Raw genomic sequence first — 21,552 nt, forward strand, 5'->3', positions numbered from 1 at the left:
CGACCGCGAGCAGCGCGGCGAGCGCGGCGACGGCGGCGAGCGGCCGGCGACGGATGCGCCCACGGGGACTCCTCGGGGGTGGGGCCAGGGGTGGGACCATCCTGCACTCCACCGGCCCCGAACGGGATCCCGCCCGCCGGATCCGCTCGCCGGGACGCGGATGCGATCCCGGGGCGTAACATCTGCCGTCCGCCGTGTCGCTGATCGAGTGGTGAGCCCGCCCGCCCCACCCGTCCCGCCCGTGCCGACGCCGTCGTGTTGTGTGCGACCGTTGTCTGATACAGGATCAGCAGGGCACTCGGAAGGAGCCCGACATCACCAGCGACCTCCCGCGTCTCGCGGCGGTGACCCGGCCGTACCGGGGGGCCGGCATGGCCGGTTCCTCCGTCGTGCCGTACCCGCACGGTGGCCTGGCGCGGCACGCCAACCTGCCACCCGGTGAGCGGCTGCGGGTCCTGCTGGTCGAGGACGACGAGGGCGATGCCTTCCTGGTCGGCGAGCTGCTCGCCGAGACCAACTCGATGATCGACCTGCTGGTCGCCACCAGCCTCAGCGAGGCCCGGCAACGGGTGTTGGGCGTCGACTGCGTCCTGCTCGACCTCGGCCTCCCCGACGCACAGGGGCTGGACGGGCTGCGCCAGGTGCTGGAGATGTCCAGCGGCGCGGCGGTCTGCGTGCTGACCGGCCGCACCGACGAGCACCTGGGCATCGTCGCGGTGGCCGAGGGCGCCCAGGACTACCTGGTCAAGGGGCAGGTCGACGGGGTCCTACTGACCCGGGCGCTGCGCTACGCCGTGGAGCGCAAGCGGGCCGACGAGAACGCCCGCCGGCTCCGTGAGGTGGAGCTGCGCCAGGCCGAGTCCGCCCGCCTGGAGCGGGGCCTGCTGCCCCAGCCGCTGATGACCACGGACCAGGTGTCGGTGCACACGTTCTACCGCCCCGGCCGGCACGCCGCCCTGATCGGCGGCGACTTCTACGACGTGGTGCAGACCCGGCCGGACCGGATCGACCTGATCGTCGGTGACGTCTGCGGGCACGGCGTGGACGAGGCGGCGCTCGGCGTCGAGCTGCGGGTGGCCTGGCGGGCCCTGATCCTGGCCGGGGTGCCGGACGATGAGGTGCTGCCGGCCCTGGAACAGGTGCTGATGAGCGAGCGTCGACTCCAGGAGATCTTCGCCACGGTGGCGACCGTCCGGCTCGACCTCGCCGCCAACCGGGCCACCGTACGACTCGCCGGTCATCCGCCGCCGGTGCTGCTCAGCGGGGGTAAGGTCGCGCCGGTGCCGGCCAAGGGTGGCCTGCTGCTCGGCGTCCGGCCGCGCCGGCCCGTTGCCTTCGATCTGGAGTTCGACACCGATGACTGGTCCCTGTTGATGTACACCGACGGCCTGATCGAGGGTCGGGTGGGCAACGGTGACGACCGGCTCGACGTGCCGGGGCTGACCGAGCTGCTCGCCGACCCGGCCAACCAGGCGGTGCCTCTGGCCGAGCTGCCGGCCTGGCTGGTCGGCCGCGCCGAGCAGATCAACGGCGGACCGCTCGCCGACGACGTCGCCATGCTGCTGGTCACCCGCGGCGGCGGCCGTTGAACGCGTACCGGCAGGGCTGGACCCTGCGGCGCCGGGTGCTCGCGCTGCTCGGCGTGGTCCTGGTGCTGCTGCTCGGGCTGGCCGCCGCCGAGGCGGTGGTCGCCGCGAAGAACCGGCAGAACATCGATGCCGTCCTGGTCAAGACGGGTCCGCTCCGGGTGCAGGGCCAGGAGCTGCTGAGCGCGCTGCTCGACCAGGAGACCGCCGTGCGCGGGTACGCGGTGAACGGCGACCGCAAGGACCTGGCCCCGTACGAGGCGGGTCTGCGGCGGGAGCAGGACACCGTCACCGCGATGGAGCAGCTGGCCGCCGACTATCCGGGCGTGCTGCGCGAGCTGCGGGTGGTCGAGCAGCGGGCGGCGCGATGGCGGGCGGACGTGGCCGAGCCGGTGATCAGCACGACCGAGCGCAGCGGCCCGTCCGCCGGTCAGGCACTGATCACCGACCAGACCCGGCAGCAGTTCGACGGCATCCGCTCCGCGGTGAACCAGCTCCAGGCCGAGATCCTGATCGTCGGGCAGCACACCGCCGAGAAGGTCACCCGGACCGGCAACGTGCTGGTCGTCCTGCTGATCATCGCGGCCCTGGTGGTGGCGGTCGCGGGCGCGGTGATGGTGCTCTCCCTGGACCGGATCCTGATCCGGCCGCTGGCCGGGCTGGTAGGCCAGGTGCGGGAGGTCGCCGCGGGCGACTACGAGCACCACATCAGCGGCGCCGGGCCGCCGGAGTTCCGCCGGCTCGCCGACGACATCGACGGGATGCGGCAGAAGATCGCCCGCGAGCTGGCCGAGGTGCGCGAGGCCCGGGAGCGCATCGAGTGGGTCAACAGCCAGCTCCAGAAGCAGGCCGAGGAACTCACCCGGTCCAACCGTGACCTGGAGCAGTTCGCGTACGTCGCCTCGCACGACCTGCAGGAGCCGCTGCGCAAGGTGGCCAGCTTCTGCCAGCTCCTCCAGCGCCGCTACGCCGGCCAGCTCGACGAGCGGGCCGACCAGTACATCGCCTTCGCGGTCGACGGCGCGCAGCGGATGCAGCGCCTGATCAACGACCTGCTGGCGTTCTCCCGGATCGGCCGCCTCACCACCGGTTTCACCGAGGTCGACCTGAACAAGGTGATGGGCGACGTGGCCGGCCAGACCGAGGCCGCCCGGCAGTACTCGGACGCCGAGCTGACCTGGGGCGAGCTGCCGGTGATCCGCGGCGAGGAGCCGCTGCTGACCAACCTGCTGGCCAACCTCGTCAGCAACTCGATCAAGTTCCGCCGCCCGGACGTGCCGCCCAGGGTGCACGTCTCGGCCCGCCTGGTCGGCGACGAGTGGGAGATCAGCTGCCAGGACAACGGCATCGGGATCGAGCCGGAGTTCGCCGACAAGATCTTCGTGATCTTCCAGCGGCTGCACGCCAAGGACGCGTACCCGGGCACCGGTATCGGCCTGGCGATCGTCAAGAAGATCGTCGAGTACCACGGCGGCCGGGTCTGGGTGGACACCGGCACCGAGGAGGGCACCGCGATCCGCTTCACCCTCCCCGCCCTGCCCGAGGACGTCGAGGCGGCGAAGGCGGCGGACGGGGCGGGCCCGGCGGACGGGACGGCGGTCGGTGCGGAGTCGACCGGGGACGAGGACCGGGACGGCGCCGACGCCGGGGACGCGCCGGTCGGTCGGCAGCCGGGCGGGTCGGAGGGCGAAGACACCCCCGACGGTACGGCCGGACACGGTACAACGGGTGGCATGAGGGAGACGGTGGGATGACCGCGCCGGCAGACGGCAAGAGCCCGATCGAGGTCCTGCTGGTCGAGGACGACCCGGGCGACGTGCTGATGACCCAGGAGGCGTTCGAGGAGCACAAGCTCCGCAACCGGCTGACCGTCGTCTCCGACGGCGCGGAGGCCCTGGCCTACCTGCGGCGCGAGGGCCAGTACGCGGACGCGGTGGCCCCCGACCTGGTCCTGCTCGACCTCAACCTGCCCCGCCGGGACGGCCGGGAGGTGCTCGCGGAGATCAAGAGGGACGAGCAGCTCTGCCGGATCCCGGTCGTGGTGCTCACCACCTCGCAGGCCGACGAGGACATCCTGCGCAGCTACCAGCTGCACGCCAACGCCTACGTGACCAAGCCGGTGGACTTCGAGCGCTTCATCTCGGTGGTCCGCCAGATCGACGAGTTCTTCGTCAGCGTGGTCAAGCTGCCGCCGCGTGGCTGACCCGCTGCTCGACGACGTCGGCGAGCTGCTGCGGGAGGCCGCGGCGAAGGTCGTGGTGCCGCTGTTCCGCCGGCTCGACGCCGCCGACATCGCCGAGAAGGCCCCCGGCGAGGTGGTCACCGTCGCCGACCGGCGGGCCGAGGAGCTGATCTCCGCCGGGCTGCGGCGGCTGCGCCCCAGCTCGATGGTGGTCGGCGAGGAGGCCGTCGCCGACGACCCGCGGCTGCTGCGGCACCTGCGCGGCGCCGGTGACGTCTGGCTGGTCGACCCGGTCGACGGCACCTCCAACTTCGCCGCCGGCCGGCGGCCGTTCGCCCTGATGGTGGCGCTGCTGACCGACGGCGAGCTGGTCGCCTCCTGGGTGTACGACCCGCTGGCCGGCATCCTCGCCACCGCCCGCGCGGGGGAGGGCACTTACCTGGACGGGGAGCCGGTGCGGACCACCGACGCGGTGCCGCCGGTGGGCGCGCTGCGCGGCACCGCGATGACCCGGTTCCTGCCGCCCGACGCCCGGCGGACCGCCGAGGCGGGCGGCCGGCGGATCGGCGAGCTGCTCCCCGGCCAGCACTGCGCCGGCCGGGAGTACCTCGACCTGCTCACCGGGGACCAGCAGTTCGTGCTCTTCTGGCGAACCCTGCCGTGGGACCACGCCCCGGGCACCCTGCTGGTCCGGCAGGCCGGCGGGGTGGCCCGCCGCTTCGACGGTGCCGAGTACCACCCGGCCGACGACGATCGGGGGCTGCTGGTGGCGGTCAACGAAGAGGTCTGGACCGAGGTGCGAGCCGCGCTGCTCGACGGCTGAGCGGCGCTCCGCGACGGCGTCGGCACGCTCCGTCGAAGATCGGTTTCGTCCGAGATCGGGGGCCTGGCCAGCCTGCGCCGGTCCGGTATCGTGACCGGCGGTTTCGCCAGCAGGCCGCCGTCCGGCGCCGGCGGAGCCGCCGCCGCGCAGTGGGCAACCCGGGGGGCCGGCGGTCGACGGAAGGACGCTTTCGTGCCCAGGACCAGGCTCATCCGGCGGCGGGTCCGCCGGCCGTTGCTCGCCCTGCTCGCCGCGACGGCCCTGCTGCTCGGCGCCGGCCTCGCCCCGGCCGCCGCCGCGGCCGCGCCGACCCCGGGCGCCCCGAACGAGGGCGGCAGCAAGCAGTTGCGCGCGGCGCTCGACGCGGCCGCGCGGGGCCACATCGAGGCGAAGGCCCGGCTCGACAACTCGAAGCGCCGGCAGGTGGCGCTGACCGGGCAGCTCAAGGGGCTCGAGCTGCGCCTGGTCGAACTGAACTCGCAGGTCGGCGAGGTGGCCGCGCAGTCGTACCGGCTGGGTCGGCTGACCCCGGTGTCGATGCTGCTCGCCAGCTCCGACCCGAACGAGTTCCTCCAGCGGGCCGGTGAGCTGGACGTGATGGCCCAGCGGGACAGCAAGCGGCTGCGCGCGTTCACCGACGCCAAGGCCGAGGCCGTTAAGGCCAAGGCGGCGATCGACATCGAGGTGCGCGAGCAGCAGAAGCAGCTCGCGGTGCTGGCCAAGAAGAAGCGGGACGCCGAGATCGCGCTGGCCAAGGTCAGCTCGGGCAGCAGCTCCGGGTTCAGCGGCGGCTCGGCCTCCGCCAAGCCGGCCCCGCGCAACTCGGACGGCTCCTGGCCGTCGGAGTCCTGCTCCGTCAACGACCCGACCACCTCCGGCTGCATCACCCCCCGCACCCTGCACGCGCTCCAGCAGGCCCAGGCGGCCGGCTACAAGCGTTACGTCTCCTGCTTCCGCAGCGGCGGCGACGGCGAGCACCCGAAGGGCCGGGCCTGCGACTTCTCCGCCGCCAGCGGCGGCTTCGAGGACCGCTCGGCGACCGGCGGGGACAAGACGTACGGGGACAGCCTGGCCAACTACTTCAAGAACAACGCCAGCCGCCTCGGCGTCATGTACGTGATCTGGTATCGGCAGATCTGGATGCCGAACACCGGCTGGCGGTCGTACAGCGGCGGTGGCAGTCCCGCCGCCGACCACACAAACCATGTTCATCTTTCGATGTACTGACCCGGGCGCCGGAAAGGCTGCGTAGCATCGCGACGGTGAGCAGCTCATCGTCCGACGTCGTGGTGGAGTCCGCGCCGACCGTGCCGACGCCGCCCCGAGCCCTGCCGAACGGGCTCGCCGCCTTCCTGGTGTTCCTCTCCAGCGGGGCCGTGCTGGTCCTGGAGACCGTCTCGCTCCGCCTGGTCGGCCCGTACGTCGGGGTCACCCTCCAGGTGACCAGTTCGGTGATCGGCATGGCGTTGGCCGCGATCGCGTACGGGGCGTGGATGGGCGGGTTCCTGGCCGACCGGCGGGATCCGCGTACCCTGCTGGCCCCGGCCCTGGTGCTGGCCGGCATCGCCACCGCGGTCACCCTCCCCGTCGTCCGGTACGCCGGTGAGGCGTTGCGCGGCGGCGCGGCGAGCGCCGTGCTGCTGCTCACCGCGCTGGCGGTGCTGGTGCCGGCGGCGCTGCTCGCCGGGATCACCCCGCTGGTGGTGAAGCTCCAGCTCGCCGATCTGCGCCGCACCGGGCAGGTGGTCGGGCGGCTCTCCGGCATCGGCACCCTGGGCGGGATCACCGCCACCCTGGCCACCGGCTTCGTGCTGGTGGCGGCGCTGCCCAGCACGGTGATCGTGCTCGGCCTGGCGGCGCTGCTCGGGGTCACCGGGCTGGCCCTCGGGGCGTACCTGCGGCGGCGGGCGGGGACCGGGCTGCCCGGTCCGGCCCGGGCGAAGGCCGCCCTGGCGGTGCTCGGCCTGGCCGGCGCCGGCCTCGCCACGGTCGCCCCGAACCCGTGCGACGTGGAGACCGCGTACCACTGCGCGAGGGTCGAGGTGGACCCGCAGTGGACGGAGGGGCGGACGCTCTTCCTCAACTCCGCCGAGCACTCGTACGTCGACCTGGCCGATCCGACGCACCTGAAGTACGCGTACACGCAGTGGATCGGCCTGGTGGCCGACGTGGCGGCGCCGAAGGGGCAGCGGCTGGACGCCCTGCACCTGGGCGGCGGCGGCTTCACCATGCCGCGCTACCTGACCGCCACCCGGCCCGGCACCCGGAACCTGGTGTTCGAGATCGACGGCGGCCTGGTCGAGTTGGACCGGCGTGAGCTGGGCGTACGCACCGGCCCGGAGCTGCGCGCGGCGGTCGGGGACGCCCGGGTGCTGCTCGACGCCGAACCGACCGACAGCCGGGACCTGATCGTCGGTGACGCCTTCGGCCACCTGGTGGTGCCCTGGCACCTGGCGACCCGGGAGATGGCCGCCGAGATCCGCCGGGTGCTCCGGCCGGGCGGGGTCTACGTGCAGAACGTCATCGACTACCCGCCGGGCCGCTTCGTCCGGGCCGAGCTGGCCACCGTCGCCGCCGAGTTCCGGCACGTCGCGCTCATCGCACCGCCGGCGGCGATCAGCGGACTGCACGGGTCCAACTTCCTGCTCGTCGGCTCGGACGCGCCGCTGCCGTTGGCCGCGATCCGGGCCGGGCTGCCCGGCCTGCCCGAGCAGGCCACCCTCCTCTCCGGCGCGGAACTCACCGCTTTCGTCGGGGACGCGCTGGTGCTGACCGACGACTACGCCCCGGTGGACCAACTGCTCGCGACCGCCTGAACGGGTGACTTTCCTGACCGATTCCGACCTTTCAGGTGTAGGTGGGATCACCCCGGGCAACAGGACTGACCATGGGCGGAGCGGTCAGGAGCGGCGAACAACTGCTGGGTGAGCGGTACCGGCTGATCGAGCAGCTAGGCGCGGGCGGCATGTCGGTGGTGTGGCGCGGATACGACGAGGTGCTCGGCCGCCAGGTCGCGGTCAAGGTGCTCGCGTCCCGGCTGGCCAGCGACAAGGCGTTTCGGCACCGGATCCGGGTCGAGGCGCAGGCCGCCGCGCGGCTCTGCCACCCCAACATCACCAACGTGTACGACTACGGCGAGTCCGAGCAGGTCGGGCTGACCGTGCCGTACGTCGTGATGGAACTGGTCGACGGCGGGCCGCTGAGCAGCCGGCTCGGCCGCGGCGGGCAGCTGCCCTGGCGTGAGGCCGTGACCATCGGCGCGGAGGTCGCTTCGGCGCTGGCCACCGCGCACGCCCGGGGCGTGGTGCACCGGGACGTCACCCCCGGCAACGTCATGCTCACCCCCACCGGGGTGAAGGTCGTCGACTTCGGCATCTCGGCGCTGGTCGGGGAGAGCGAGCAGGGCCCCGACGGCGCCCTGCTCGGCACTCCCGCCTACCTCGCCCCGGAGCGGCTCGACAACGGCCAGGTCTCCCCGGCCACCGACGTCTACGGGGTGGGCCTGCTGCTGTACCGGATGCTCACCGGCCGGCTGCCCTGGCAGGCCAGCACCACCACCCAGATGCTCCGGGCGCACATGTACCACGACCCGGACCCGATGCCGCCGGTGGTCGGCCTGCCCGCCGAGGTCGAGGAGCTGGTCCGGCGCTGCCTGGCCAAGCGTCCCGCGGACCGGCCACCGACCGCCGAGGTGGCCCGGACGCTCGCCGACGTGGCCGGCATCGCGGCGATCGTGCCGGTCTCCCCGGCGCTCGGCCAGTTCGACCCGACGCTGCTGGAGAACGCCGGAACCACCATCCTGCCCTGGTCCTCGGCGACCGACGCGCTGCCCTTCTCGATCGGGCGGACCCGCACCCGCCGGGCGGCGCGCGGCGGCGCAAGGTCGAGGCCGGGGTGGCCGCGGCGGGCCTGGTCGCGGTCACCGCGGCCATGTGGGGGCTGACCGCGCGGAGCCCGGCCAGCGGCGGGGCGGAGCCCACCGAGGCCCGGATGGGGCTGCCCCAGCCGGTGCCGTGCGAGGTCGACTACGTGCTGCGCCGGGACTCCGGCCGGGACTTCTCCGCCGAGCTGACCCTGACCAACACCGGCGACCGGGAGCTGCGGGACTGGAACATGAGGTTCACCTTCCCCGGCCGGCAGACGGTGACCGCCGCCCAGCCGGCGGTGCGGCAGCAGGGGCAAACGGTGCTGCTGCAGCCGCCCGCGGCGGACGCCGCGCTGGCGCCGGGGGCGTCGAAGAAGGTCGCGCTGAGCGGCAAGTACACCGGGAGCAATCCGCTGCCGGTGCAGTTCAAGGTCGGCGAGACCGCCTGTGGCGTGCAGGTCTCCGGGGTGGCCGGGTCGACACCCACGACCGCGCCGCCGACGACCAGGGCGCCCGCGAAGCCCACCACCGCGAAGAGCAGCGGGTCGGGCAGTTCCGGCGGCGGGGGTGAGCGGGCGAAGTCGGTCAAGCCCGGCAAGGGCAAGGAAGGTGGTAAGGGAAAAGGAAAGTGACCGAGGGGGCAGGGGGTGGTCACGGCAGCAAGAGCAAGAGCAAGGGGAAGTGACGGTCCGGACGGCGCTCAGGCCAGCGCGGCGAACCGCTGCACCTGCACGGTGCCGCCTTCCACGATGAGCACGCTCTCCTTCTGCAGGACAATGTCCGGCTCGGCATGGCGGAAGCGTTCGCCGGGCAGTTTGGCGCCGATCACCTGCACGCCGTACCGGTCGGCGCCAGCTCGCGCAGCGGCCGGCCGACCATCCCCTCCGGCACGCGCACCTTGGCGATGGCGAAGTCGTCGCCGAACTCGATGAAGTCGAGCATCTTGCTGACGATCAGGTGCGCCACCCGTTCACCGGTCTCCGCCTCCGGGAAGATCACGTGGTGGGCGCCCACCGACCCGAGGATCTTCGCGTGCTTCTCCGAGTTGGCCCGGGCCCAGATCTGCGGGACGCCCAGCTCGGTCAGGGCCAGCACGGTGAGCACGCTGGCCTCCACCGACGCGCCGAGGGCGACCACCGCCCGGCGGAAGTCCGCCACCCCGAGCTGCCGCAACACGTCCTCTTCGGTGGCGTCCGCCTGCACCACCCGGTCCAGCCGGTCCGACCAGTGCTGCACCCGCTCCTGATTGCGGTCGACGGCGAGCACCTCGTGGTCGAGTTTGGTGAGTGCGTCGGCCAGGTGCGAGCCGAACCGGCCGAGGCCGATCACCACGATGCCGCCGTCGTCCGTCTTCCTAGCCGACAATGGGTTGCTCCTCCGGGTAGCGGTACAGGCGTCGCCGGGCGTTCAACGCGATCGCGGACCCGAGGGTGAGCGGGCCGACCCGGCCGATGAACATGAGCGCGGTGAGGATGTACTGGCCCGGGCGCGGCAGCCGCGGGGCGAGCCCGACGGAGAGGCCGGTGGTGCTGAAGGCCGAGGTCACCTCGAAGAGTGCCTGGTAATAGGGAACGCCCACGGTGGTCAGTACCAGGACCACCGTGCCGACGACGACGAGGGCGACGCTGAGCAGGGCGACCGTGAGCGCCTGCCGTTGGCTGGCGCGGGCGACCTGCCGACGACCGACCGTCACCTCCGGCTCGCCACGCAGCTCCGCCCAGATGACGAAGGCGAGCAGGAAGAAGGTGGAGACCTTGATGCCGCCGGCGGTGCTGGCGCTGCCGCCGCCGATGAACATCAGGATGATGAGCAGGGGGTTGCTCGCCTCGGCGAGCTGGTCCACGTTGATCACGTCGAAGCCGCCGGTCCGGCTCAAGGCGATCTGGGTGAACGCGGCCAGCACCTTTCCCGGCATGGTGTACGTGCCGATGGTGGCCGGGTTGGTCCACTCGGCGAGCAGCAGGTAGCCGAAGCCGAAAGCGATCAGCGCCAGGCTGCCCCAGATGGTGAGCTTGGTGGCGACCGCCCACCGGCTCGGCCGACGCCATTCGCGCACGGCCTCGAAGAGGGCCGGGAAGCCGAGGCCGCCGATGATCGCGCCGAGGCCCAGCGGCAGCGCCACCCACGGGTCCTGCGAGAAGGCGAGCAGCCCTTCCGAGTAGAGCGTGAACCCGCCGTTGTTGAACGCCTGGATCGAGTGGAAGACGGCGGACCAGAGCGCCCGCCAGGGCGGGTAGTCGTAGGCCAGCCAGAGCCGGCCGGTGATGACCGCGGTCATCACCGCCTCGGTGATGAAGACGGTCGCGGCGATCCGCGTGAGCAGCCGGCGTACGTCGCCGATGCCGAATTCGGCGGTCTCTGCCTGGACGAGGAGCCGGTTGCGCAGGCCCAGCTGCCGGGACACCACCAGGATGACCAGCGCGGCGATCGTCAGGATGCCGAGCCCGCCGAGCTGGGTGAGGACGGTGATCATCGCCAGCCCGAAGCCGTTCCAGTAGTTCGGGGTGTCGTTGACCGCCATGCCGGTGACCGAGACGGACGAGGTGGCGGTGAAGAGCGCGGTGACGAACGGGGTGTAGTGCTGCTCGCTGGTGGCCCAGGGCAGCATCAGCGAGCCGGTGCCGAGCAGGATCACCGCCAGGAACCCGAACGGCACCAGTCGCACGGGGTGACGGAGCAGCCGACGCACCAGGCAATCTTCCGCCCGGAGTTTCACCGGGAGGTCAGGAACCGACCAACTGGTGGTCAATCGGGACCGGTCTGCTGGGCGCATCCCTCGACGACAGGGGACGGCGTTGCGACGTACCCTTTCCGCCCTCGGCGTGGCCGGCGCGCTGCTCGCGGCGGCGTGGTGGTGCCGGCCGGTGGACTTCCGGATCGGCGCCGACCCGAACGCCCGCGGCGACATCACGTCCGAGTACGAGCTCTTCTTCGACCTCGGCCTGGACGGCGCCTTCGCCGACCAGCCGGACACCGCCGTGGCGGCCCGCGCCGGCCGCTGAGGCCGTCCCATCCGCGAGGTGGCGCTGGCACCCGGGAGGCGGGTGGGGTGTTGCGGCGCTACGAAGCTGATGACGTGAATGACTCAGCCAAGGTCCCCGCCGGGCGGATGATCCGTCTGCGTCATCAGGTTCGTAGCGTGTCCGGCACCCTCACCGGCCGAGGCCCTCGGCGACGTAGGGCCCCGTGTGGCGGTGGCGGGGCGCGACACACCGGCGTCGCGGGTGGTGGCGGTCGTGGCCATCAACCACGGGTGTCATCACCAGCCGCTACAGCAGCTTGTTACAGTCGGCCACCCCATCACGATTACTTGTGTGTTTCGGCCACATAGCCCGTGCGTGACGTCACTTCTAGCGTGAGCCGACAACTGAGTTAGCTTCCTGTCCTCACCTGGAGTCGCGATGACGTTCCGGCACACGCGGCGGGTGTTCCTCTCCGCCGCCACGATGATGGCGGCGGCGATTGCCGCCACGGCCTGTGGCAGCCCGCAGGACACCGCCTCCGGCGGCGGCGACGGCGCCGCGCCGGTCAAGGTTGGTCTGGTGTATTCCCAGTCGGGGCCGCTGGCCAGCTACGGAAAGCAGTACATCGAGGGGTTCAAGGCCGGCCTCGACTACGCCACCAAGGGCACCGGCAAGGTCGGTGACCGGAAGATCGAGCTCACCGAGGCGGACGACGCCGGTGACCCGGCGAAGGCGGTCTCCGCGGCCAAGGACCTGATCGGCAAGGGCTCGAAGATCATCGCCGGTTCCACCGCGTCCGGCGTCGCCCTCCAGGTCGCCCCGATCGCCGCCCAGAACAAGGTCCTCTTCATCTCCGGCCCGGCCGCCACCGACGCGGTGACCGGCGCGAACAAGTACACCTTCCGGTCCGGCCGGCAGTCGTACCAGGACGTGGTGACCGCCAAGTCGTTCATCGGCGACGCGACCGGCAAGAAGGTCGTCGTCTTCGCCCAGGACGGCGCGTTCGGCGACGCCAACGAGGCCGCGGTCAAGAAGGTCATCGGCGGGGCCGCGCCACCGTCAGCAGCGTTCGCGCCCCCGCCAGCGCCACCGACTTCACCCCGTTCGCCAGCCAGATCAAGGCCGCCAAGCCGGACCTGCTCTTCGTCGCCTGGGCCGGCACCACCGCCCCGGCGATGTGGCAGACCCTCGACCAGCAGGGCGTCCTCGCCTCCACCACGGTCGTCACCGGCCTGGACATCCGCGCCTCCTGGCCCACCTTCGGCGCCGCCGGCAGCAAGATCTCCTTCCTGTCGCACTACTTCGACGGGGCCAGCGACACCGAGGCCGCCAAGGCCGCCAAGGCGAAGATCCCCGGCGGGACGCTCGACCTGTTCCACCCGGACGGCTTCGCCGCCGCCCAGATGGTCGTCCGCGCCGTCTCCGAGGGCGGCGACGACGTCGACAAGATGGTCAAGGCCCTGGAAGGCTGGCAGTTCGACAGCATCAAGGGCCCGATGACCATCCGCGCCGAGGACCACGCGCTGCTCCAGCCGATGTACCAGGCCAAGCTCAGTGGCAGCGGCACCACCTTCACCGCGGCCGCCCAGAAGAGCCTGACCGGTGACGAGACGGCGCCGCCGGTCACCCAGATGAAGGGCTGAACTGTGCTCGCCACCCGCGGTCTGACCTGGCGGATCGGTGAGGTCGCCATCGTCGACTCCGTCTACCTCGACCTCGCGCCCGGGGAGTTCCTCGGCGTGATCGGGCCCAACGGCGCCGGCAAGACCTCACTGTTCAACCTGATCACCGGCCTGCGCCGGCCCACCGAGGGGCGGATCCTGCTGGACTCCGAGGACGTCACCGCCCTCCCGCCGCACCGGCGGGCCCGGCTCGGCCTGGGGCGTACCTTCCAGGCGTCCTCGGTGTTCGGCTCGCTCACCGTGCGGGAGAACGTCCGGCTGGCCGTACAGGCGCACCGGGGTGGCTCGATGAAGCTGTGGCGGCGCGCGGCGGCCGACCGGGAGGTCGCCGCCGCCGCCGACGCGGCGCTCGACCGGGTCGGCCTGCACCACCGGGGTGCGGCGCTCGCCGGCACCCTGGCCCACGGCGAGAAGCGCAAGCTGGAGATCGCCCTGCTGCTCGCCGGGGAGCCCCGGGTGATGCTGCTGGACGAGCCGATGGCGGGGGTCAGCGCCGAGGACGTGCCCGAGCTGGTCGAGGTGATCAAGTCGCTGACCGGGGACAGCGGCCGGTCGGTGCTGATGGTGGAGCACCACATGGACGTGATCCTGGAGCTGGCCGACCGGATCGCCGTGATGCACCACGGCGCCCTGCTGGCCTGCGACACCCCGGAGACCGTGATGGCCAACGCCACGGTCCAGGAGGCATACCTGGGGGAGTCGCTATGAGTGTGGAACCGGTCCTCGCGGTCGAGGACCTGTCGGTGCGGATCGCCGGGCTGCACATCCTCCAGGGGGTGTCCTTCACCGTCGCGCCCACCGGGGTGACCGTGCTGCTCGGCCGCAACGGCGTCGGCAAGACCACCACGCTGCGCGCGATCGTCGGCCTCACCCCCCGCAGCGGCGAGGTCCGCGGCACCATCCGGATGGGCGTGCAGAGCCTGCTCGCCCGCCCCACCCACCGGCTGGTCCGCGGCGGGCTCGGCTACGTGCCGGAGGACCGCTGCGTCTTCGCCGGCCTCACCGTCGCGGAGAACCTGCGGCTCGCCGAACGGCGCGGCAGCACCCCGGCGTACGACAAGGTCTTCGCGCTCTTCCCCGAGCTGGACCGGCGCGGACGGCAACGGGCCGGCTCCCTCTCCGGCGGGCAGCAGCAGATGCTCGCCATCGGTCGCGTCCTGCTCAACGACAACCGGCTGCTGCTGGTGGACGAGCCGACCAAGGGGTTGGCGCCGAAGGTGGTGACCGAGGTGGCCGAGGTGCTGGAACGGGTGGCGGAGTCGGTGCCGGTGCTGCTGGTCGAGCAGAACCTGGCCGTGGTCCGCCGGCTGGCGAAGGACGCGGTGGTGCTCTCCGCCGGCAAGGTGGCCTGGACCGGGAACGCGCAGGAACTGCTCCTGGAGACGGCGCTGACCAAGTCGCTGCTGGGTGTCGGCTCGGGCGAGGTGCACGCATGAGCACCCTCGTCCTGCTGACGCTGACCGGGCTCGGTGTGGCGGCGCTGTACTTCCTGGTCGCGTCCGGACTCTCCCTGGTCTTCGGCCTGGCCGACGTGCTCAACTTCGCGCACGGCCTCTTCCTCGGCGTCGGGGCGTACGCGACCTGGTGGGCCGCGGACAACCTGCCCGGCGCGGGCTCCGACGGGTTCGGCTTCGTGGTCGCGGTGGCCTTCGGCGTGCTCGCCGGGACGCTGGTCGCCGTGCTGGTCGAGCTGGTGCTGATCCGGCGGCTCTACTCCCGCACCATCGAGCAGGTGCTGGTCACCGTCGGCCTGTCGCTGGCCGGCGTGGCGCTGCTCCAGGCCACCTGGGGCGCCGACGCGCGGCCGTTCCCCCGGCCGTCGTGGACCCGGGAGGTGACCGGGGTGCTCGGCGCGAACGTGCCGAACGCCGGGCTGCTGCTGATCGTCGCCGCCGCGGTGGTGCTCGGCGGGCTGCTCGCCTTCCTCCACTGGACCCGGTACGGCCTGGTGATCCGGGCCGGCGTGGAGAACCGGGAGATGGTGACCGCGCTCGGCATCGACGTCCGCAAGGCGTTCACCCTGGTCTTCGCGATCGGCGGCGCGGCCGCCGCGCTGGCCGGCGCGCTCGGCGGGGTCTACTTCGGCACCGTGTCGCCCGGGCAGGGCGGTTCGCTGCTGATCTTCGCGTTCATCGTGGTGGTGATCGGCGGGATGGGCTCGGTGGTCGGGTCCGCGTACGCGGCGGTCGCGGTGGGGCTGCTGCAACAGTTCGTCAACTACTACGGCACGTCCGGCCTGGGCGACATCTGCGTGGTCGGGCTGCTCGCCGTGGTGCTGCTGCTGCGTCCGCAGGGCCTGGCCGGAAAGGTGGCAACGGCATGACCAACTCGGTGGTCGAGGCGCCCCCGGCGCAGGTGCCCGACGAGCTGACCCCCGGGCGTTCCCGTTGGCACGGGCTGCGGCCGTTCCTGCCGCTGGTGGCGCTGGTGGTGGCGGCGATCGTGCCGTACTCGACGGTGAACCTGCCGGGCTTCTTCGAGGGCCCGCTGAACTCGCCGGGCACCCTGCAACTGCTCGCCATCTGCCTGGTCTTCGGCGGCCTGGCCGCCGGCTACGACCTGCTCTTCGGCCGCACCGGGATGCTCTCCTTCGGACACGCCCTCTACTTCGCCGCCGGCGTGTACGGCACCGACGTCCTGGTCACCCGGGCCGGACTGCCGCTGTGGCAGGCCGCGCTGCTCGCGGTGACCGGCGGGACGATCCTCGCCGCGCTGCTCGGCGCGGTGGCGCTGCGTACCGTCGGGATCGCGTTCGCCATGGTGACGCTGGCCTTCGCCCAGGTCGGGGCGATCGTGGTGGCCCGGGACTTCAAGCTGGGCTCCGGCGAGGGGCTCACCGGCGGCGAGGAGGGGCTGCCGCTGGACGTCTCCGGGCTGCCGGCGGCCCTGGTCGGCGTGACGAACACCGTCAACCTGTACTGGCTGGCGCTGGCGTACCTGACGCTGGTGGTCTTCGTGGTGCACCGGGTGAGCGGCTCACCGACCGGGCGGGTGCTGGCCGGGCTGCGCGACGACGAGCGGCGGATCGGGGTGCTCGGGCTCGACCCGTACCGGTTCAAGCTGGTCGCGTTCACCCTGGCCGGTGGGCTGGCGACCGCCGGCGGGGTGGTGTACTGCCTGATCGTCGGCGGCGCCTCCCCGCACGTCACCTCCTCCGAGCTGACGCTGTCGCTGCTGGTCATGGTGGTGCTCGGTGGTCCCGGCACCCGCTGGGGCCCGGTCCTCGGCGGCATCCTCTACATGTACCTCGACCACCGCCTCACCGCCTTCGGCAGCAGCGACGCCGTCGACAACCTCCCGGCTTTCCTCAGCCACCCGCTGTCCCAGCCCCTGTTCGTCCTGGGCACCGTCTTCGTCCTCGCGGTCTACTTCTTCCCCGGCGGCCTGACCAGCCTCAGGTCCCGCCTGACCCCCCTCCTCACCGCCCTCCGCCGCCGCTGACCGTCCTCCGCCGCGCCGGGATTCTGAGCGCAGGGGAGGCGGCAGTGGGAGAGCGGTTGGCGGTGGTGAACAACGCGGGCGGGTACCTCGGCGGGGACACCGGCACGCCGCCGGGGTGGCGGCCACCCTGGTCGGCCGCGCCGGCCGGCCGGACGACATCGCGGCGGCGGTCCGCTACCTGGTCAGCCCGGCCCGTCCAGTCAGCCCGGCCCGTCCAGTCCGCCCGGCCCGTCCAGTCCGCCCGGCCCGTCCGGTCCCGCCGGCCCATCGACGACGAAGGGGCGGCGACCCCCCGTGTGGCCGCCGCCCCCTGCGTCGTGGGTCAGCTGTTCAACATCTCGTACGCCATCGCCGGCGCCTTCGTCGCCTCGCCGCCGGTCGGCACGGTGATCTTCGGCGTGCTGCCGTAGTCGGCGTACGTGACCACGTAGTCGTACGCCTTCCGCTCGCCGGCGGCCGGGATCTTCAGCGTCAGCGAGGTCAGGTGCTTGTCCGGCCCGACCACCGCGGTGAACGGCACCCGCTTGGCGGCCTCGCCGAGCGCCGCCGCCTCGCTGTCGTCCAGCGCCTTCGCCGCGTTGCCGCTGCTCACGTCGATGACCCCGGCGTACCGCCCGGGGCCCTGCTCCTCGACGGAGGTGGCCGCCTCGATGAGCGGACCCGCGTTGCCCTGGTCCGCGCCGTCGTACGCCGGGACGCTCCCGCCGTCGGTCAGCTTCGCGCGGTCCAGCTTCATCCACTTGTTCGGGAACTTCGGCAGCCCCGGGTGGCCGCTGAACTTCGCCTTCATCCAGATCTCCTCGCCGATCAGCAGGAACGACATCTTGGTGGTGATGCCGTCCTTGTCCGGGGCCATCGCGGTGTTGATCTCGAAGGCCTTCGCGTCCGGGTCGATCCGGCCGGTGATGGCGCTGGACGAGTCCTTGCCGCTGAACCGGAACGCACCCTCCGTACCGTCCGGGACGGCGTCGAGGAGCGCCTCCTTCGGGCTGGTGGCCGGCGCGGCGGCCGGCTCGCTCTTCGGCCCGCAACCCCCGAGCAGGGTGGTCGCGGCCAGCATGGCGGCGACCGTGCCGACCGCCTGTCGGATGGTGCCGGCGCTGCCCGTTGCCTGTGTCATCGCACTTCTCTTTCTCGCTGCGTGGCTTCTGCCGGTGACGATGCTGCGGGCCGACACGGCGGTTCGGCTGCCGATATGCTGCCGTCCGGCTGCCGGGCACTGCCGTTCGGCGGCCATGGGGGTGTCAGGAGCGGAAAACTCGCATGTCAGGAACGCTGCGTTTCGAGCTGCTCGGGCCTCAGCGGGCCTGGTACGCCGACCGGGAACTGGACCTCGGCCCCGGCAAGCAGCGCGCCGTGCTGGCCGTGCTGCTGCTCTCCGCCGGCCGCCCGGTCCCCACCGGGCAGATCGTCGAGGCGGTCTGGCCCGACGAGCCGCCCGCCAACGGCACGAACGTGGTGCAGAAGTACGTCGCCGGGCTGCGCCGGGTGCTCGAACCCGACCGCTCCCCACGTACGCCCGGACAGGTGCTGAGCCTGACCGACGCCGGCTACCTGCTCCGGGTCGCCCCAGAGTCGGTGGACGCGGTCGGCTTCGAGCGCGGCGTCCACCGGGCCCGGCAGGGGCACGCAGCCGGGCGTACGGCGGATGCGCTGGCCCAGGTGACGGCGGCCCTGGAGCTGTGGCAGGGCGAGCCGTTCACCGGGTTCGCCGGCCTGGTCTTCGAGGCCGCGCGGCACCGGCTGGTGGAACTGCGGGCCGTCGCGCTGGAGACCCGGGCCGAGTTGGCGCTGGACCTCGGCCGGCACCGGGAGCTGGTCGGTGAGCTGGTGGAACTGGTCGCCGAGTTCCCGGTCCGGGAGCGGCTGCGGCACCAGTTGATGCTGGCGTTGTACCGCAGCGGCCGGCAGGCGGAGGCGCTCGCCGCGTACCGGGAGTTCGGCGACCTGCTGCGCGACGACTACGGCATCGAGCCGGGCGAAGCACTCCGCGAGCTGCACCGGCGCATCCTGCGCTCCGACCCGGCGCTGACCCCGAACTCGTCCAGGTCCGGCCCGCCCACTCCCCGGACCGACCCGGCCACGGCCACCGAAGGCCCGCTCCCCGCGGAACAACCGGCGCCCTCGCCGGAGCGTACGACCGGCGGATCGGAGCACCCGACGGTCGCGCCGGGACCGCGGGCCGCGCAGCCCCCAGGCCGTTCGCTGCCCGCGCCGCCCGAGCCGGTCGCCGCCGCCCGGGTTGCTTCCGTCGGCGGTCCCGGAGTGGCGGTCGGCCCTGTCTCCCCCGCGGCGGCCCGACCGTGGGAAGCGCCGCCTCCCGCCACACCGGCGTCACCCTGGCCCCCGGCCCAGGGCGGCTGGCCGGCCGCCACGAGGCAGCCTGGCCCCCTCGTCGGGCTGCACCAGCCGACCGGCGAATGGACGGAACAACGGTCGCCCGGTTGGGTCCGGGTCGTCGCCACCGTCACCGGCACCGCCGTCGCGCTGCTGTCGTTCGGCATGCTGACCTGGGCGGTGGTCCTCGGGTACGCGTTGTGGCGGCGTAGTCGGCGGCTCGCGCTTGCCGGAGTCGGCTACTTCCTGCTCGTCGTGAGCATGTTCGCGATCGCGCTCCAAGAGGTGCCGGACAACGAGGAACTTCCCGACTCCGAGTTCCTTTACCTCATCGGCGCGATGGCGTTCTGCTGGCTCGTGGGGGCCGGGCACGTGCTGCTCCTCAACCCGGCCCTGTGGTCGGGGGTGACCCGGCTGTTCTGGACGGACAGGCAGCGCGTCGCGGAGCAGCAGCGGGTACGCCGGGAGCAGGCCCGCTACCTGCTCCACCACTACCCGGCGGCCCGGCACGAGCTGTACATCGGCCGTCCCGACCTGCCCCGGACCTTCGACGACGGCGGTCTGGTCGATGTGAACACCGTCCCGGACCAGGTGCTGGTCGCACTGCCCGGGCTGACCGGCGAGCAGCGCCGCCAGATCGCCGTCGACCGCTGGCGGCGCGGCCCGTACGGGTCGCTGGAGGAACTGACCGGGCGGTGCCAGCTACCGCCCGCAGCGACCGAACCGCTCCGGGACCTGCTGCTCTTCCTGCCACCCGCACCGCCGCCACCCGGCCCGCATGATCCCGGGTACCGGCCGGGCGCCTGGTAGAAATGCCGGATGAGCCAGGATCGGGCGGCGGTACGGGAGCGAGCCGAGGCGGTGCTGCGCCGGCTGGCCGGCGAGCACGCCCGGCTGCGGGAGGACCAGTGGCGGGCGATCGAGGCGCTGGTGGTGGACCGGCGTCGGGTGCTCTGCGTGCAGCGCACCGGGTGGGGCAAGTCGGCGGTGTACTTCGTCGCCACCGCCCTGCTGCGGGAGCGCCCCGACGCCGCCGGCCCGACCGTGATCGTCTCGCCGCTGCTGGCGCTGATGCGCAACCAGGTGGAGTCGGCGGCGCGCGCCGGCATCCGGGCCCGCACCATCAACTCGGCCAACCTCGACGAGTGGGACGAGATCACCGGCGAGATCCACGCCGGCGCGGTGGACGTGCTGCTGATCAGCCCGGAACGGCTCAACAACCCGGACTTCCGGGACACCGTGCTGCCGAAGCTTGCCGCCACCACCGGCCTGCTGGTGGTGGACGAGGCGCACTGCGTCTCGGACTGGGGGCACGACTTCCGCCCGGACTACCGCCGGCTGCGTACCTTCCTGGGCAACCTGCCCGAGCGGACGCCGGTGCTCGCCACCACCGCCACCGCCAACGAGCGGGTCACCGCCGACGTCGCCGAGCAACTGGGTGACGCTCTGGTGCTGCGCGGCACGCTGGACCGGGAGTCGCTGCGGCTGGGCGTACTCGACCTGCCGAGCCCGGCGCACCGGCTGGCCTGGCTCGCCGACCACCTGGACCGGCTCCCCGGCTCGGGGATCATCTACACGCTGACCGTGGCGGCGGCCGGGGAGACGGCCGAGTTCCTGCGGGCCCGGGGCTGGTCGGTGGCCTCCTACACCGGCCAGGCCGAGGACGCCGACCGCCGCGCCGCCGAGCAGGACCTGCTCGACAACAAGATCAAGGCGCTGGTCGCCACCTCCGCACTGGGCATGGGCTTCGACAAGCCGGACCTCGGCTTCGTGGTCCACCTCGGCGCGCCGCCCTCGCCGATCGCCTACTACCAGCAGGTCGGCCGCGCCGGCCGGGCCGTGGAGCACGCCGAGGTGCTGCTCCTGCCCGGCGTGGAGGACGCGGCCATCTGGCGCTACTTCGCCTCCCTGGCCTTCCCGCCGGAGGAGCAGGTCCGTGCCGTGCTCGCCGCGCTGCCCACGGACCGGCCGATGTCGACCCAGGCCCTCGAACCGGTCGTCGACCTGCGCCGGACCCGGCTGGAGCTGATGCTCAAGGTGCTCGACGTGGACGGCGCGGTCCGCCGGGTCCGCGGCGGCTGGCTTTCCACCGGCGAGCCCTGGGTCTACGACGAGGCCCGGTTGCGCCGCGTCGCCCAGGCGCGCACCGCCGAGCAGCAGGCCATGCGGGAGTACGCGACCACGCCCGGCTGCCGGATGCGCTACCTGCGGGAATGCCTGGACGACGCCGGGGCGGGCGACTGCGGCCGGTGCGACCGCTGCGCCGGTCCGCTCTTCACCGCCGAGGTCTCCGACGCGGCGCTCACCGCCGCGCAGACCTTCCTGGGCCGCCCCGGCGTGGAGATCGCGCCGAAGAAGCTCTGGCCGACCGGTCTGGAGGCGGTGGGCGTACCGCTGAAGGGCCGGATCCCACCGACGGAGCAGGCACTGCCCGGGCGGGCCGTGGGACGGCTGTCCGACCTGGGCTGGGGTGGGCGGCTGCGCGGCCTGGTCGGGCCGGAGGCGGCGGACGGACCGGTCCCGGACGACGTGGCCGCGGCCGTGGTCGAGGTGTTGAAGGCCTGGGCCCACGGCGACGACCCCTGGCCGCGCCGCCCGGTCGGCGTGGTCGCGGTGGGCTCCCGGACGCGCCCCGCGCTGGTCGGCTCGCTCGCCGAGCGGATCGCCACCGTG

17 protein-coding genes and 3 pseudogenes are annotated in these 21,552 nt (G+C 72.9%); 17 read left to right on the forward strand and 3 right to left on the reverse strand.

Translation table 11 applies throughout. The features are described 5' to 3' along the window. Positions 1 to 371 precede the first annotated feature (371 nt). From JNW87_RS16615 to JNW87_RS16650, 8 genes are all read left to right on the forward strand, one after another. Positions 372 to 1,589: a PP2C family protein-serine/threonine phosphatase gene (locus JNW87_RS16615; protein WP_109805555.1), complete on the forward strand. Its 1,218-nt coding sequence runs from the start codon at positions 372 to 374 to the stop codon at positions 1,587 to 1,589. Continuing rightward, positions 1,586 to 3,340, forward strand: coding sequence for an ATP-binding protein (locus JNW87_RS16620; protein WP_238453991.1), 1,755 nt, complete (start codon positions 1,586 to 1,588; stop codon positions 3,338 to 3,340). Before JNW87_RS16615 ends, JNW87_RS16620 begins: the two co-directional genes overlap by 4 nt. Further along, positions 3,337 to 3,789 carry a response regulator gene (locus tag JNW87_RS16625; RefSeq protein ID WP_109805553.1) on the forward strand — a complete coding sequence of 151 codons (453 nt, stop codon included), beginning with the start codon at positions 3,337 to 3,339 and terminating at the stop codon, positions 3,787 to 3,789. Before JNW87_RS16620 ends, JNW87_RS16625 begins: the two co-directional genes overlap by 4 nt. After that, a complete protein-coding gene (locus JNW87_RS16630; protein ID WP_238453992.1) occupies positions 3,782 to 4,591 on the forward strand; it encodes an inositol monophosphatase family protein in 810 nt (269 codons plus the stop codon). Before JNW87_RS16625 ends, JNW87_RS16630 begins: the two co-directional genes overlap by 8 nt. 192 nt (positions 4,592 to 4,783) lie before the next feature. Beyond that, positions 4,784 to 5,818 (forward strand): hypothetical protein, encoded by a 1,035-nt coding sequence (locus JNW87_RS16635; RefSeq protein ID WP_238453993.1) that lies wholly within the window; start codon positions 4,784 to 4,786, stop codon positions 5,816 to 5,818. A gap of 35 nt (positions 5,819 to 5,853) precedes the next feature. Continuing rightward, positions 5,854 to 7,407 carry a fused MFS/spermidine synthase gene (locus JNW87_RS16640; RefSeq protein ID WP_238453994.1) on the forward strand — a complete coding sequence of 518 codons (1,554 nt, stop codon included), beginning with the start codon at positions 5,854 to 5,856 and terminating at the stop codon, positions 7,405 to 7,407. 71 nt (positions 7,408 to 7,478) lie between these two features. Continuing rightward, the gene (locus JNW87_RS16645) at positions 7,479 to 8,534 is read left to right on the forward strand and encodes a serine/threonine-protein kinase (protein WP_238453995.1); all 1,056 of its coding nucleotides are present in this window, start codon (positions 7,479 to 7,481) and stop codon (positions 8,532 to 8,534) included. Beyond that, positions 8,486 to 9,088, forward strand: a complete 603-nt coding sequence (locus tag JNW87_RS16650) for a cellulose binding domain-containing protein (protein WP_238453996.1) — start codon at positions 8,486 to 8,488, stop codon at positions 9,086 to 9,088. The genes JNW87_RS16645 and JNW87_RS16650 overlap by 49 nt, the downstream gene beginning before the upstream one ends. Before the next feature lie 68 nt (positions 9,089 to 9,156). Here the strand turns inward: JNW87_RS16650 and JNW87_RS16655 are convergent. Then, positions 9,157 to 9,821, reverse strand: a pseudogene (locus JNW87_RS16655) (potassium channel family protein). After that, on the reverse strand, positions 9,811 to 11,145 hold the full coding sequence (locus JNW87_RS16660; RefSeq protein ID WP_238453997.1) for a potassium transporter TrkG: 1,335 nt from the start codon (positions 11,143 to 11,145) through the stop codon (positions 9,811 to 9,813). The pseudogene JNW87_RS16655 and the gene JNW87_RS16660 overlap by 11 nt, the downstream one beginning before the upstream one ends. A gap of 106 nt (positions 11,146 to 11,251) precedes the next feature. On the opposite strand from JNW87_RS16660, the gene JNW87_RS16665 reads away from it, so the two are divergent. The 7 genes and pseudogenes from JNW87_RS16665 to JNW87_RS16695 all read left to right on the forward strand — a co-directional run. Further along, on the forward strand, positions 11,252 to 11,458 hold the full coding sequence (locus tag JNW87_RS16665; RefSeq protein ID WP_238453998.1) for a hypothetical protein: 207 nt from the start codon (positions 11,252 to 11,254) through the stop codon (positions 11,456 to 11,458). A 399-nt stretch (positions 11,459 to 11,857) separates the two neighbouring features. Further along, positions 11,858 to 13,062: pseudogene (locus JNW87_RS16670) on the forward strand (substrate-binding domain-containing protein). A gap of 3 nt (positions 13,063 to 13,065) precedes the next feature. Beyond that, positions 13,066 to 13,809: an ABC transporter ATP-binding protein gene (locus JNW87_RS16675; protein WP_238453999.1), complete on the forward strand. Its 744-nt coding sequence runs from the start codon at positions 13,066 to 13,068 to the stop codon at positions 13,807 to 13,809. Further along, positions 13,806 to 14,537: an ABC transporter ATP-binding protein gene (locus tag JNW87_RS16680; protein ID WP_238454000.1), complete on the forward strand. Its 732-nt coding sequence runs from the start codon at positions 13,806 to 13,808 to the stop codon at positions 14,535 to 14,537. The genes JNW87_RS16675 and JNW87_RS16680 overlap by 4 nt, the downstream gene beginning before the upstream one ends. Then, positions 14,534 to 15,424 (forward strand): branched-chain amino acid ABC transporter permease, encoded by an 891-nt coding sequence (locus JNW87_RS16685; RefSeq protein WP_238454001.1) that lies wholly within the window; start codon positions 14,534 to 14,536, stop codon positions 15,422 to 15,424. Before JNW87_RS16680 ends, JNW87_RS16685 begins: the two co-directional genes overlap by 4 nt. Then, on the forward strand, positions 15,421 to 16,542 hold the full coding sequence (locus JNW87_RS16690; RefSeq protein ID WP_238454002.1) for a branched-chain amino acid ABC transporter permease: 1,122 nt from the start codon (positions 15,421 to 15,423) through the stop codon (positions 16,540 to 16,542). Before JNW87_RS16685 ends, JNW87_RS16690 begins: the two co-directional genes overlap by 4 nt. A gap of 103 nt (positions 16,543 to 16,645) precedes the next feature. Further along, positions 16,646 to 16,735, forward strand: a pseudogene (locus JNW87_RS16695) (short-chain dehydrogenase); the annotation flags it as partial. Positions 16,736 to 16,864: 129 nt separating this feature from the next. On the opposite strand, the gene JNW87_RS16700 reads toward JNW87_RS16695, so the two are convergent. Further along, positions 16,865 to 17,662: a hypothetical protein gene (locus tag JNW87_RS16700; protein ID WP_238454003.1), complete on the reverse strand. Its 798-nt coding sequence runs from the start codon at positions 17,660 to 17,662 to the stop codon at positions 16,865 to 16,867. A gap of 143 nt (positions 17,663 to 17,805) precedes the next feature. Between JNW87_RS16700 and JNW87_RS16705 the strand changes: the two genes are divergently transcribed. Both JNW87_RS16705 and JNW87_RS16710 read left to right on the forward strand, forming a co-directional pair. Next, positions 17,806 to 19,689: an AfsR/SARP family transcriptional regulator gene (locus JNW87_RS16705; protein ID WP_238454004.1), complete on the forward strand. Its 1,884-nt coding sequence runs from the start codon at positions 17,806 to 17,808 to the stop codon at positions 19,687 to 19,689. Positions 19,690 to 19,698: 9 nt separating this feature from the next. Further along, positions 19,699 to 21,552, forward strand: a 1,854-nt coding sequence (locus JNW87_RS16710; RefSeq protein ID WP_238454005.1) for an ATP-dependent DNA helicase RecQ, incomplete at its 3' end; no start/stop codon positions are given.

This window comes from Micromonospora sp. ATA51, from assembly GCF_016802855.1.
Lineage (GTDB): Bacteria > Actinomycetota > Actinomycetes > Mycobacteriales > Micromonosporaceae > Micromonospora > Micromonospora sicca.

Excerpts from the sequence above, each read along its gene's own strand:
- JNW87_RS16645 (WP_238453995.1), top strand. The coding sequence starts at position 7,479 with ATGGGCGGAGCGGTCAGGAGCGGCGAACAACTGCTGGGTGAGCGGTAC.
- JNW87_RS16680 (WP_238454000.1), top strand. The coding sequence starts at position 13,806 with ATGAGTGTGGAACCGGTCCTCGCGGTCGAGGACCTGTCGGTGCGGATC.
- JNW87_RS16700 (WP_238454003.1), bottom strand. The coding sequence starts at position 17,662 with ATGACACAGGCAACGGGCAGCGCCGGCACCATCCGACAGGCGGTCGGC.
- JNW87_RS16705 (WP_238454004.1), top strand. The coding sequence starts at position 17,806 with ATGTCAGGAACGCTGCGTTTCGAGCTGCTCGGGCCTCAGCGGGCCTGG.
- JNW87_RS16625 (WP_109805553.1), top strand. The coding sequence starts at position 3,337 with ATGACCGCGCCGGCAGACGGCAAGAGCCCGATCGAGGTCCTGCTGGTC.
- JNW87_RS16690 (WP_238454002.1), top strand. The coding sequence starts at position 15,421 with ATGACCAACTCGGTGGTCGAGGCGCCCCCGGCGCAGGTGCCCGACGAG.
- JNW87_RS16685 (WP_238454001.1), top strand. The coding sequence starts at position 14,534 with ATGAGCACCCTCGTCCTGCTGACGCTGACCGGGCTCGGTGTGGCGGCG.
- JNW87_RS16615 (WP_109805555.1), top strand. The coding sequence starts at position 372 with ATGGCCGGTTCCTCCGTCGTGCCGTACCCGCACGGTGGCCTGGCGCGG.